Annotated in this window: 10 protein-coding genes; 9 read left to right on the forward strand and 1 reads right to left on the reverse strand. The window is 40.1% G+C overall.

The genetic code is table 11. From position 1 onward, the window contains the following. The first annotated feature begins 36 nt into the window (after positions 1 to 36). Both typA and FL972_RS15140 read left to right on the forward strand, forming a co-directional pair. Positions 37 to 1,842: a translational GTPase TypA gene (typA, locus tag FL972_RS15135; protein ID WP_144606572.1), complete on the forward strand. Its 1,806-nt coding sequence runs from the start codon at positions 37 to 39 to the stop codon at positions 1,840 to 1,842. 239 nt (positions 1,843 to 2,081) lie between these two features. After that, entirely contained in the window at positions 2,082 to 2,960 is an 879-nt protein-coding gene (locus FL972_RS15140; protein WP_144606574.1) for a hypothetical protein, read from the forward strand. A 57-nt stretch (positions 2,961 to 3,017) separates the two neighbouring features. Here FL972_RS15140 and FL972_RS15145 read toward each other — a convergent pair whose 3' ends face one another. After that, positions 3,018 to 3,998: an aldo/keto reductase gene (locus FL972_RS15145; protein ID WP_144606576.1), complete on the reverse strand. Its 981-nt coding sequence runs from the start codon at positions 3,996 to 3,998 to the stop codon at positions 3,018 to 3,020. Between the two features lie 311 nt (positions 3,999 to 4,309). On the opposite strand from FL972_RS15145, the gene FL972_RS15150 reads away from it, so the two are divergent. The 7 genes from FL972_RS15150 to FL972_RS15180 all read left to right on the forward strand — a co-directional run bounded on the left by FL972_RS15150 (position 4,310) and on the right by FL972_RS15180 (position 12,523). After that, positions 4,310 to 4,702: a Dabb family protein gene (locus tag FL972_RS15150; protein ID WP_144606579.1), complete on the forward strand. Its 393-nt coding sequence runs from the start codon at positions 4,310 to 4,312 to the stop codon at positions 4,700 to 4,702. A 158-nt stretch (positions 4,703 to 4,860) separates the two neighbouring features. Further along, positions 4,861 to 6,180 carry a S41 family peptidase gene (locus FL972_RS15155; protein ID WP_144606580.1) on the forward strand — a complete coding sequence of 440 codons (1,320 nt, stop codon included), beginning with the start codon at positions 4,861 to 4,863 and terminating at the stop codon, positions 6,178 to 6,180. 540 nt (positions 6,181 to 6,720) lie between these two features. Next, positions 6,721 to 7,278 (forward strand): phosphoribosylglycinamide formyltransferase, encoded by a 558-nt coding sequence (purN, locus tag FL972_RS15160; protein WP_144606582.1) that lies wholly within the window; start codon positions 6,721 to 6,723, stop codon positions 7,276 to 7,278. 268 nt (positions 7,279 to 7,546) lie between these two features. Continuing rightward, the gene (locus FL972_RS15165; RefSeq protein WP_144606584.1) at positions 7,547 to 8,035 is read left to right on the forward strand and encodes a YybH family protein; all 489 of its coding nucleotides are present in this window, start codon (positions 7,547 to 7,549) and stop codon (positions 8,033 to 8,035) included. A 236-nt stretch (positions 8,036 to 8,271) separates the two neighbouring features. Then, entirely contained in the window at positions 8,272 to 9,798 is a 1,527-nt protein-coding gene (purH, locus tag FL972_RS15170; RefSeq protein ID WP_144606586.1) for a bifunctional phosphoribosylaminoimidazolecarboxamide formyltransferase/IMP cyclohydrolase, read from the forward strand. A gap of 261 nt (positions 9,799 to 10,059) precedes the next feature. Continuing rightward, the gene (cysS, locus tag FL972_RS15175; protein ID WP_144606588.1) at positions 10,060 to 11,553 is read left to right on the forward strand and encodes a cysteine--tRNA ligase; all 1,494 of its coding nucleotides are present in this window, start codon (positions 10,060 to 10,062) and stop codon (positions 11,551 to 11,553) included. Continuing rightward, positions 11,543 to 12,523 (forward strand): M28 family peptidase, encoded by a 981-nt coding sequence (locus FL972_RS15180; protein ID WP_144606589.1) that lies wholly within the window; start codon positions 11,543 to 11,545, stop codon positions 12,521 to 12,523. Before cysS ends, FL972_RS15180 begins: the two co-directional genes overlap by 11 nt. Positions 12,524 to 12,638 lie beyond the last annotated feature (115 nt).

The raw sequence follows: 12,638 nt of genomic DNA on the forward strand, positions 1-12,638 counted from the left end.
TTTTTCCCTACCTTTGCGGCTTGAAAAACGCAGATCATGCAGGATATCAGAAATATCGCGATTATCGCACACGTTGACCACGGGAAAACTACCCTCGTGGACAAAATCATCCACGCTTCCAAAATCTTCAGAGAGAATCAGCAGTTTGACGACTTGATTCTGGACAACAATGATTTGGAGCGTGAAAGAGGTATAACCATTCTTTCCAAAAATGTATCGGTACGATACAAAGACACCAAAATCAATATCATTGACACTCCTGGTCACGCCGACTTTGGAGGTGAGGTAGAACGAGTTTTGAAAATGGCTGACGGAGTAATCCTACTAGTGGATGCTTTCGAAGGACCTATGCCTCAAACCCGATTTGTATTGGGTAAAGCACTATCTCTGGGACTTACTCCTATTGTAGTGGTCAATAAAGTGGATAAGGAAAACTGTAGACCGGATGAGGTGCATGAAGCCGTATTTGAGTTGATGTTCAACTTGGACGCTACAGAAGAGCAGTTGGAATTCCAAACATTATATGGATCCGCCAAGCAAAACTGGATGGGACCGGATTGGAAAAACCCAACTGATTCTATTCTTCCTTTGCTGGATGCAATTTTGGAACATATCCCAGCTCCCAAAATTGATGAAGGAACACTTCAAATGCAGATTACCTCTTTGGATTACTCCAACTTTGTAGGCCGTATCGCCATCGGTAGAGTGAAAAGAGGCACTGTTTCAGAAAACCAGCAGATTGCCCTTTGCAAGGCTGATGGAAGCATCAAGAAAATGCGTGTGAAGGAACTTCATACTTTTGAAGGACTTGGTAAAAATAAAGTGCAAACCGTTCAGGCCGGTGATATCTGTGCCATTACCGGTTTGGAAGACTTCGAAATTGGAGATACAGTAGCTGATGTTGAAAATCCAGAGCCACTTCCACGAATTTCCATAGATGAGCCTACGATGAATATGCTCTTCACGATCAACAACTCTCCATTCTTCGGAAAAGAAGGAAAGTTTGTGACTTCCCGTCACCTGAGAGATCGATTGATGAAGGAAATGGAGAAAAACCTGGCCCTTCGTGTAGAATCCACTGATTCGGAAGATAAATTCTTGGTCTACGGAAGAGGAATTCTCCACTTGTCCGTCTTGATCGAAACGATGCGTCGGGAAGGATACGAATTGCAGGTAGGTCAACCACAGGTGATTTATAAAGAGATTGACGGCGTACAGTGTGAGCCCATCGAAACATTGGTAGTTGACGTGCCTCAGGAAACTGCCGGTAAAGTCATCGAACTGGCTACTCAAAGAAAAGGTGAATTGCTGATCATGGAGCCAAAAGGCGACTTACAACACCTAGAGTTTAAGATTCCTTCCAGAGGTTTGATTGGTTTGAGAAATAATGTCTTGACCGCAACTCAGGGTGAAGCGATTATGAACCATAGATTTTCAGCATACGAACCATTCAAAGGTACAATTCCGGGAAGAATCAATGGTTCCTTGATTTCTATGGAAGGTGGACCATGTACCGCTTATGCCATTGATAAACTCCAAGATAGAGGTGTTTTCTTCGTAGAGCCAGGAGAAGACCTTTACACGGGTCAGGTAATTGGAGAGCATTCCCGTGACAATGACATCGTGGTGAATGTGCAGAAAGGCAAGAAACTTACGAACATGAGAGCTTCTGGCTCTGATGACAATACGCGTATTGCTCCACCAAAGCGATTCTCTTTGGAAGAATCCATGGAGTATATCCAAAAAGATGAATATCTGGAGATCACTCCAAAAAGTATCCGAATGAGAAAAATCTATTTGGATGAAAACGAGCGAAACAGAATGGCTAAGAAAGACGCTTAATACAGAAGCTAGACTTTAAGAGCTAAGTCCCAAGACCTCGGTAATCCCGGGGTCTTTTTTATTTCCAGTATTTCCTTTCACTAGTTTATTTCAATCTATAATCACTATTAGCCAGTCGGATAACCTTTCAATCCAGAAGTTTTCCGCCTCGCAATCAATTTTTTACAAAATTCTCACGCAAGAATTAAACTTTTAGAGCATCCTAATCGTGTATTCTTTAAATTTCAATTTTAATTACTATGCGCTATCTATCACTAGTTTTCCTAGCTTTTTTTACAATTAGTAAAGGAATATCACAATCTAAGAATGATATTATCTACCTCAGCGATGGAACCAAAGAGGTCAATGTCAAAGAAATCGGACAGTCAAATATTAAATACACGCACCCTGGAGAAGAGGTAATCTACACCATCAATAAATTTTTGGTTACTAAAGTTGAATTTGAAAGTGGAAGAGTAGAAAAATTCAACTCCCCCCTTAAACCGATAAAAAATATTTTGGATGTGGAGAATGTGTATATCACATTCAACCCGGACGAAATGCTAGGACTTCATAATTTGGGAAGTCTTTTTTCAAAAGCAACAGGAGTAACCACTCTTTCCAGTATCAACAATGTCAATAATCGGGCATTGACCAAATTGAAATACGAAGCTGCCATGCTAGGTGCCAATGCAATCTATATAGGCAATCAATATCAAAGGGGAAATCAATATGGAAATGAGTACACTCCAGGAAATAGCACTCAAACATCCTATTCCGGAATGGCTTTTTCTAATGAAAGTTTGGATTTGGATGAAATAGAGCAAGTTTTGATCAATCAAAAGATAACTCCTTTTCAAAAAATCACCTTGAAAAGAAATGGATGGTCTCCAAATGTGAGCACTATCTCTGTTATTAATGAAAAGGGTCTGAGAGAATTCGTCAACATAGATAAAATCACTCGTGAAGAAGATGGAATCTATGTTACTATCCGGGATTTGAGAACAAAATCAAACCAGCTGAAAGTTGTAAAATATGACGACAACTCCATAGTTCTCATGGAAAGAGACGGAAATGGAATCACTAATTACCAAATGCTTACCGAAAATCATCAGTTTGTAAAAAATAGAATAAACTAAGATTCTCTACTTTCGAGTAAATAAGGGTTGCACACTTGAAAGCAACCCTTATTTTTTTCACCAAAGATGATGTACCTCTTTTTTGATAAACTCCTCGTATACCTCCTCCACTACTTTCATCTGATGGGTACTTAATGGTTTAGCCTGACCTGCTTCTAAGTTTTGAATCACTTGCTCCATTTTACTGGCACCAGGGATAACTGTACTCACCTCCCCAAACATCAAAACCCATTGCAAGGCAGCTTTAGCCAGGTTTTCCCCAAATACCTCTTTCAGTTTTTCCACCGCTGGAAAAGCTACCTCCAAAGGAACCCCTGAAAAAGTCTCTCCTTTATCAAAGGCTTTTCCCTCTCTATTAAAATGCCTGTGATCATCTTTTGAAAAACTGGTTTCCTGACTGATTTTTCCAGTAAGTAGGCCACTGGCTAAAGGAACCCTGACTATCACCCCTACTTCATTAACTCGGGCATGTTTGAAAAAGACTTCAGAGGGTCTTTGACGAAACATGTTGAAAATAATCTGAACAGTAGATACAATATCATACTTCATTGCGGTCATGGCTTCATTGATTTTTTCCACGCTCACTCCCATAGCCGCTATTTTACCTTCCTTTTTCAAATCTTCAAAAAGACCGAAAATCTCATCTCGATGATAAACCTGACTGGGAGGGCAATGCAGTTGGATAAGATCCAAACGCTCCAGTCCTGTATTACTCAAGCTGTCTTCCACAAATTTTCTGAGCCTTTCTGGAGTATAGCCCTCATTAGCATGAGGCTGAATTCTCCTGCCGCACTTAGTGGCGACATATATTTTTTCAGATCGCTCCCGAACCACTTTACCTACTGCCGCCTCGCTGAGACCACCATCATAAACATCTGCAGTATCTACAAAATTGATCCCTCGATCGAATGCCGTATGCAGTATTTGCTCTGCAATTTTAGGATCAAAAGGACCTCCCCATCCTCCTCCAACTTGCCATGTTCCCAAACTTATTTCTGATACTTCCCAACCGGTTTTTCCAAGTTTTCTGAAATTCATAAAAGTAAATAGCTATGTGTTAGGTGATCAAACTAGAGTACTAAATTATCAAAATTTACTTAAATGAGGGATAAGAAAAAAGGTTCAATCGAGGTTTTGTACCCCTAAAAGAATCCTCTGCTCTTGATCAATTTGCTAAGGACTTCTCCAGTCTAGATTTTATAAATCCTTATATTTAGCTCGCTTTACTTATTTCTCACATGAAATCTAGCACGACGCAAGCGACACACACTGGAATGATTGTAAATTGTGCGACCTGCCTGCCGCAGGCAGGGATTTCATCTGACCACTGAAAAACAAATTATAAACAGATGAAATCTAGAAGAACCTTTCTCAAACATCTCAGCGTAGCAAGTGCTGCTGCTGTCTTACCTATTCAAACAATCGCAAAAGAAATGGCAAAACAACCCATGATTCACCAAGTTTATTTTTGGCTACATGACACAGCCAATAAAGAGGAATTTTTAACCCAAGCTGTTCCTATGTTGGGAAGATGCAAGACCGTAGGAAAATTCATAGCCGGTACGCCTGCTGAAACAGAGAAAAGAGATGTGGTTGATCATTCCTGGCAGGTTTCATGTACCCTGTTTTTTGATAGTTTGGAGGATCAATTGGTTTACCAAAAAGACCCATTACACCTAGAGTTTATTGAAAAATACTCTTCTATGTGGAGCACTGTAAAAGTTTATGACATAGCAATTTAAACATCCATTTTCTTTATTTTACCGTACTTAATTCAAGACTTGTCAATTTATCCTGAAGAATTAGATCTCAGCCAAAGAATTTAAGGTTTAAAGGTTACACAAAAATCAGCATACTAAGACAGTTCTGACTTTATTATTGCCATTCTAAATAAGTAACTATGAAAAATGTGAAGTGGATATTTGCTCTGCTTGTGTTGGGATTTTGGGCCTGTGAGCCTAAGGATGATCCCAATCCCAGTCCCCAGGCAGATGCAGTGCGAGGGGCTATATTTGAAACCATGAAGGAATGGTATTATTGGAACCAAGAACTTCCGGGAACTGTAAACACTTTAGATTTCTCCAGCAATGAAGAATTTCTGGATGCTCTCCTATTTAAACCTTTAGACAGATTTTCCTACCTAACTACCCAGGAAGCTTTCAATAATGCCTTTGTCGGAAGAAATGCGGGGCATGGCTTTGGTTTTGCTTTCGACGCAGAAGAAAGGCTATATCTTACATTTGTATTTAATGAGGCACCAGCAGGAAAGGACGGTTGGAAAAGAGGTTGGGAAATCCTTGAGATCAATGGGAAACCTTTGGTGGATTACAAGACATCAAGTGGTGGATATGATTTTAAATTAGGTCCTCCTGACCCCGGAATCTCCAACACATTCAAGTTCAGACTGCCTGACGGAACCACCACAACGCGAACCAATGTCAAGGCAGAATACCAATCCAACTCGGTATTATTTCAAAATGTATATACTATCGGAGCCAAGAAGGTGGGCTATTGGGTATATCAGAGTTTCAAAGCCACATCAGGCTTAACACCTACCCGAAGTCAAGAGGTAGAAAACTCCATGAATTTCTTTATGGAGCAAAACATCAATGAATTAATCATCGACTTAAGGTATAATGGCGGTGGTTCGGTAGCCGTTGCAGAGCAGATCAATAATTACCTGATCCAGGCATCCAATAGCAACAAGTTGATGTACACCAATAAATTAAACAGCCTAAAAAGTAGTCTGAACGATTCTGAAAATTTCTCTAAAAAAGGAAATCTAGCTTTAAACCGAATAATCTTTATCACCAGTAGAGGTTCTGCTTCAGCTTCCGAATTAGTTATTAATTCATTAAATCCCTATATGGAATTGATACTTATTGGCGATAATACTTTCGGTAAGCCTGTAGGTTCATTTCCACTTTCCCGATTCAACAGAACCCTAGCGGAGAACAACGTTGAACTTGTCCCAATCACCTTTGCGACTGCCAACTCAGAGGGGAAAGCAGATTATTTTGACGGATTTCCAGCTAATTTCTCTGTGGGAGATAGCCCGCAGGTTCCTTGGGGAGACACCAAAGACTTAAGATTAGCGGCAGCGCTGCAATATATTCAGAATGGTACTGTCAGCGGAAGAATGATAAATACCTTCTATAGACCAAGTTGGGAAATGATAGATGCCTTCAAAGGCCTTCAGCAGGAGTTTCCCGCTTATTAAATAAACTCATTGAAATGCCCACGAGGAAAAATCTCATACAACTTGTCCCGTCCGCCGCGGCGGATAGGGAGGGGATGATTATCCTGGGCATTCCATCTGACATATAAAAAACAAATTATAAACAGATGAAATCGAGCACGATGGAACCTCACACACATGCATTCCCCGATGTATCGGGGAAGTGGTGCGACCTGCCTGCCGCAGGCAGGGATTCCATCTGACCTTTGAAAAACAAATTATAAACAGATGAAAAGAAAGGCTTCTTGGTAATCGGGAAGCCTTTTTTATTTTTACTTTTCAATTGAACAAACAACCTGTGAAATGCCCATGAGAATAAATCTCAAACAACTTGTCCCGTCCGCCGCGGCGGATAGGGAGGGGGATGCCCCGATAAATCGGGGTAGGGCATTCCATCTGACCTCTAAAAAGCAAATTATAATCAGATGAAATCGAGCACGACCCAAAGTGACACACAGAGAGACGATTATAATCATCAATGCGAAGATTCCATCTGACCTTTGAAAAACAAATTATAAACAGATGAAAAGACTTGCAATCCTTGCTTCCGGTAGCGGCTCCAATGCTGAAAAAATCATGGAGCATTTTCAAAAATCTACCAAAGGAAAGGTAGTGCTTATTGCCTCTAATAAATCCGAGGCCTTTGTTTTAGAAAGAGCAAAAGAGTTTGATGTTCCCACATTTACTTTTTCCAAAAAAGAAATGGAAGCGGGAGTACTATTAAATAAACTAAAGGAAGAACAAATCGATTGGGTCATTTTAGCAGGCTTTTTATTGAAAATCCCGGATGAATTGATTCGAGCTTTCCCTGAAAAGATGGTTAATATTCATCCTGCCCTACTTCCAAAATATGGGGGAAAGGGAATGTACGGTATGCATGTCCATCAAGCAGTGAAGGCTAACGGTGACCAGCAGACAGGAATTACTATTCACTTGGTCAATGAGCACTACGACGAAGGAAAAATCATTTTTCAGGCAGCAACCCCAGTCTCCAAAGAGGATAGCCCGGAAACTATCGCTCAGAAAGTTCATGCCTTAGAACATCGATATTTCCCAGAGGTGATTGAAAGTTTGCTGTAGATTCTATCTTTTTTCAAAAAAACTACTTTTCCCTCAAAATTTATCATTTAAGAAGGAATGTAAACTAACTTCAAATTCAAGGTATATCATTTTTTTGGGTTGTAACCCTTAAGCTTTATTCTATATAATTAATTCATTTTCAGTAGTTTATTTCAAAATTTTACACTACTTTTTCTAATAATAGCAAGACTTAACTAACTACTCTAGCTATCAGTACTTTTACTTAAAAAAAATAACAAAACCACAAATCCCCAACCTGGATTCAATCATGAAATCATTCATCACAAACACCCAGCTTCCCCTAATTCTTGGATTACTTTTATTAGGGTTTTCATGTCAAACTCCTAAGCAAGAAATAAGTACAAATCTTCAAGAAACAGTTTCCGCAGACTCTCTTATCCAAGTTTGGAACAAGGCCTGGAACTCCAAAGATTCTACGGCTATTTCGGATTTCTTTAACGAACAAAGTGTAGTGATTTTTTCAACCAATTATATCATGACAGGAAAAGACTCCATCATGTTTAAATGGGTAAAAAATAATCTCCCCAATGTATCCAATCTCCAAACATTTAAAATTTCTTCGGGCAATGGTCAAAATTTAGCATATTACTCGGGGACTTATTCACTGGATATTGTTAAAAATGATTCATTATTAGGTACAGACAAAGGAATATTCACGACTGTTTGGAAATTGCAAAATGACCAAAACTGGAAAATTGAAAACATGATATTCGGAGAATATCAAGAAGAGGAATAAGAACTTTTCATCCCCGAAGGACTGATAAAAGAGGCGGTCTCATAAACAGGTCTAGTGTAAGCCTGAGCGGAGGCGAAGGCCATTTCTATCGTTTTGGCCTACATTTCGACTTCGCTCAATGTGACAAATTGCACTTTTGAGACAGCTCCTTTTCTTATCACCCTTTTCTCAGAGTCTTTACCCATTTTTTCCTACCTTTGCAGCTTCATTGAAATTCATCCCAACCCATTCCAAAAATGGCTGTCAAAAAAATTCAATCTGCCCTTATATCAGTCTTTTATAAAGACAATCTCGAACCTATTATTGCCCTATTGAAAAAACACGGAGTAACAATTTACTCCACCGGTGGCACCCAGAAATTCATCGAAGATCAAGGAGCTGAAGTTATTCCTGTAGAAGAGCTAACCTCCTACCCTTCTATCTTTGGAGGGAGAGTGAAAACCCTTCACCCAAAAGTATTTGGAGGTATTCTTTACAGAAGAGAAAATGAAGGAGACCTTTCACAAGCAGCCGAATTCGAAATTCCCGCTATTGACTTGGTGATTGTGGACTTGTATCCTTTTGAGGAAACAGTAGCTTCTGGTGCTTCCGAGGCAGATATCATTGAAAAAATCGACATTGGTGGTATTTCTTTGATTCGTGCAGCTGCCAAAAACTTCAAAGATGTGACCATCATAGCCTCAAAGAATCAATATGCTGAATTAGAGGCAAAATTGACTGAGCAAGACGGTGGAACTACCTTGGAAGATAGAAGATATTTTGCCGCTCAGGCATTTCAGGTTTCATCCAATTATGACACCCATATTTTCAACTACTTCAATCAAAGCGAAAATATCCCGGCATTGAAAGTATCTGAAAGTAAATCCAAAGCTCTTCGATATGGTGAAAACCCACATCAGGCTGCTCATTTCTATGGCGACTTGGAGCAACTTTTTGACCAATTAAACGGAAAAGAGCTTTCCTACAATAATCTAGTAGACGTAGACGCTGCAGTAAACCTTATCGCTGAGTTTCCTGATCAAACAGCCTTTGCGATCTTAAAACATACTAATGCCTGCGGCTGTGCTACGGCCTCTACAGTAAAAGAAGCCTATCAAAAAGCATTTGCTGCTGACACGCTCTCTGCATTCGGAGGAGTTTTGGTGACCAACCAGACTGTAGACAAGGCTGCGGCTGAAGAAATGCATTCTTTGTTTTTCGAAGTATTAATTGCACCAGAATTTACGGAGGAAGCTTTGGAAATTTTGAAGGGCAAGAAAAACAGAATCCTACTTCGCCAAAAGATGGCTTTGCCTGGTACCAAAATGATCAAAACCTTGCTGAATGGAGTAATCGAGCAAGACAAGGATTTGGCAACAGAAAGCAAGGCAGACTTTAAAGTAGCCACACAAAAAGCTCCTTCTGATAAGGAAATGGATGCCTTGGTCTTTGCTGCAAAAGTTTGTAAGCACACCAAATCCAATACCATCGTGTTGAGCAATGATAATCAGCTCTTTGCTTCAGGTGTAGGTCAAACTTCCCGAGTAGACGCTTTGAAGCAAGCAATCATTAAAGCCAATGAATTTGGTTTTGACTTGAAAGGTGCTGTGATGGCCTCCGATGCTTTCTTCCCATTCCCAGATTGTGTGGAAATTGCACATGAAGCAGGAATCACAGCAGTTGTTCAACCTGGAGGATCTATCAAGGACCAAGACAGCATTGCCTTCTGTGATGCCCACGGCATGAGCATGGTGATGACTGGAGTCAGACACTTTAAGCATTGATCTAAGAAAAAAAGAAGCTAGAGGCTAGATAAGAGATGCCTTAAATAAGACTCTTGGTTTCGCTTCGGAACTGAGAGTCTTTTTATTTTGAAGTCCTAGGAAAGCTGATTGAGTCTTTAGAGATGAACTAATCAACATTCACCTTCTTAAACTTTACAATTGATCCTTTAATCTGCTTTAATTTTCTCCTAATTTGCAATTCAAATAAAATTAAGGAATCATCCTGTACTTGGTACCTTGTACTAGTACTTCGTATATATTATGAAATCGCACCAACTCAAACTCTACAATACCCTTTCCAGGGATAAAGAAGAATTCCAACCAATCAATCCTCCATTTGTGGGAATGTATGTTTGTGGTCCGACCGTATACGGCGATGCGCACTTAGGGCATGGCAGGCCTGCAATCACTTTTGATACAGTCAATAGATATTTGACTCATTTAGGATATAAAGTTCGCTATGTCAGAAACATTACCGATGTAGGTCACTTGCAGGGTGATGCGGATGAAGGAGAAGATAAGATTGCCAAAAAAGCCAAACTAGAGCAGTTGGAACCTATGGAAGTAGCCCAGCAATACACGGATACTTATCACAGAGATATGGCTTTGTTGAATACTCTGAAACCAAACATTGAACCTCGTGCCACAGGCCATATTCCAGAACAAATCGCTTTGGTTGAGGCGATTCTAAAAGAAGGTTTGGCCTATGAAGTAAATGGTTCAGTTTATTTCGATGTATTGAAATACAATAAGACCTATAAGTACGGGAAGCTTTCCGGAAGAGTACTGGAAGAGTTAATGAGCGGAAGTAGGGATTTGGATGGACAGGGTGAGAAACGAAATGCGGTAGATTTTGCATTATGGAAGAACGCTGCACCTGAGCATCTAATGAAGTGGGAGTCTCCTTGGGGATTGGGCTTTCCTGGTTGGCATTTAGAGTGTACAGCGATGAGCTCCAAATACCTGGGAAGTCAATTTGATATACATGGAGGCGGTATGGACTTGATGTTTCCTCATCACGAATGTGAAATAGCACAGGGAAATGCCTGCAATCACAGAGATCCGGCCCGTTACTGGATGCACAATAACATGATTACCATCAATGGGCAGAAAATGGGCAAATCCTTGGGGAATTTTATTACCCTTCAGGAATTGTTCACCGGGAAGCATGACTTATTGGAACAGGCATACAGCCCGATGACCATTCGCTATTTTATATTGACTGCCCACTACCGATCTACCTTGGATTTCTCCAATGAAGCTCTTCAGGCTGCTCAAAAAGGCTATAAGAAGATTATCAATGGATTGAGAATTGCCAGAAATTTAGAATATCAATCAGAGGAAGGTATTGCTCTGGATGAAAATCAAATCAAGCAGATTGAGTCCAGTATCGCTAATGCCTACAGGGCCATGGACGATGATTTCAATACTGCTCAGGCGATTGGACATTTATTTAATTTGCTTAAAAAGATCAACTCCATCTTTACAGGCCAACTAAAATCCGCCTCCCTAGGGAAAGAGGTATTTGATCAGTTAAAAGATAACTACATCACTTTTGTGACCGAAATACTAGGCTTGGTTGAAGAAAAAAGCGATGTTCAGGAAAATATGCTTGACTTATTGCTGCAATTGTATGGAGAAGCTAAGAAAGCTAGAGATTATGCCAAGGTGGATGAAATCAGGGCAGGCTTGAAGTCCATGGGATTTGTAATAAAAGATATGAAAGACAAAATTGACTGGGCATATGAAGAATAAACTCTGGATTCTCTTACTATTAATTCTTTTTGGAGCTTGCTCAGGAGAAAAAAGTACTCAACAATCCAATAGCAGCGAGGAACCTGTAAAGCCTTACCCAAGCTTCAGTGCAGATTCTGCTTATGCTTTTGTGCAAAAACAAGTGGATTTTGGGCCGAGAGTACCAGGAACCGAAGCGCATGAAAACACCAAAAAGTGGTTGATCTCCCAGTTTGAAAATTGGGGCTGGTCTGTACAAACTCAGGATTTTCAAGCTAAAACTTATGATGGACTCAATTGGGACCTCACTAATATCATCGCTTCTTTTAAACCAGAGGCGGAAAAGAGAATATTGCTCGCTGCCCATTGGGATACCCGAAGAATCGCAGATAAAGATACTGACAGGATCGATGAACCAATTGACGGAGCCAATGATGGAGGTTCAGGAGTTGGAGTTTTATTGGAAATTGCCCGGGTAATTCAAGCTCAGGGATTAAAACCGGATGTAGGCATAGATATCATCCTCTTTGACGGGGAAGATGATGGGGAGCCTGAAACTTCCAGAGCTAGAAATAATTCACAAATCTGGTGGTGTTTAGGCTCGCAGTACTGGTCAAAAAACAAGCATCAGGCAAACTATACCGCTTATTATGGCATTTTAGTGGACTTGGTTGGTGCCAAGGGAGCTAGATTTTTCAAAGAAGGATACTCCCGCCAATATGCCTCAGGAATTTTGAAGAAAGTCTGGGACAACGCCGCTAAAATTGGACATTCAGCCTTTTTTATCAACAGAAATGCCCCAGAGATCTTGGACGACCATGTATTTGTTAACGAGGATGCTGGAATTCCGATGATTGACATCATTGAGTTCTCTCCAGACTACGGTTTTGGCCTATATCACCATACTCATCAGGATAATATGGAACTGATTGATGCAAGATCCTTGCAAGCTGTCGGAGAAACTGTTTTATTTACAGTTTATCAGGAATAAAATTTTCAACTGATTTTATTGCAATTCAAACAATTGTTGACGATTGCAATTATAAATTTGGAAATTAAGTTTTGCTGAAACTGAAATAGACAATTTAGAGACAGATGAAATCGAG

The sequence above is a fragment of the Algoriphagus algorifonticola genome (assembly GCF_007655305.1).
GTDB classification, from domain to species: domain Bacteria; phylum Bacteroidota; class Bacteroidia; order Cytophagales; family Cyclobacteriaceae; genus Algoriphagus; species Algoriphagus algorifonticola.

Bases quoted from the DNA above. Each gene is read 5' to 3' on its own strand.
- FL972_RS15165 (WP_144606584.1), top strand. From the start codon at position 7,547: ATGAAATCATTCATCACAAACACCCAGCTTCCCCTAATTCTTGGATTA.
- FL972_RS15140 (WP_144606574.1), top strand. From the start codon at position 2,082: ATGCGCTATCTATCACTAGTTTTCCTAGCTTTTTTTACAATTAGTAAA.
- purH (WP_144606586.1), top strand. From the start codon at position 8,272: ATGGCTGTCAAAAAAATTCAATCTGCCCTTATATCAGTCTTTTATAAA.
- FL972_RS15150 (WP_144606579.1), top strand. From the start codon at position 4,310: ATGAAATCTAGAAGAACCTTTCTCAAACATCTCAGCGTAGCAAGTGCT.
- cysS (WP_144606588.1), top strand. From the start codon at position 10,060: ATGAAATCGCACCAACTCAAACTCTACAATACCCTTTCCAGGGATAAA.
- typA (WP_144606572.1), top strand. From the start codon at position 37: ATGCAGGATATCAGAAATATCGCGATTATCGCACACGTTGACCACGGG.
- FL972_RS15180 (WP_144606589.1), top strand. From the start codon at position 11,543: ATGAAGAATAAACTCTGGATTCTCTTACTATTAATTCTTTTTGGAGCT.
- FL972_RS15145 (WP_144606576.1), bottom strand. From the start codon at position 3,998: ATGAATTTCAGAAAACTTGGAAAAACCGGTTGGGAAGTATCAGAAATA.
- FL972_RS15155 (WP_144606580.1), top strand. From the start codon at position 4,861: ATGAAAAATGTGAAGTGGATATTTGCTCTGCTTGTGTTGGGATTTTGG.
- purN (WP_144606582.1), top strand. From the start codon at position 6,721: ATGAAAAGACTTGCAATCCTTGCTTCCGGTAGCGGCTCCAATGCTGAA.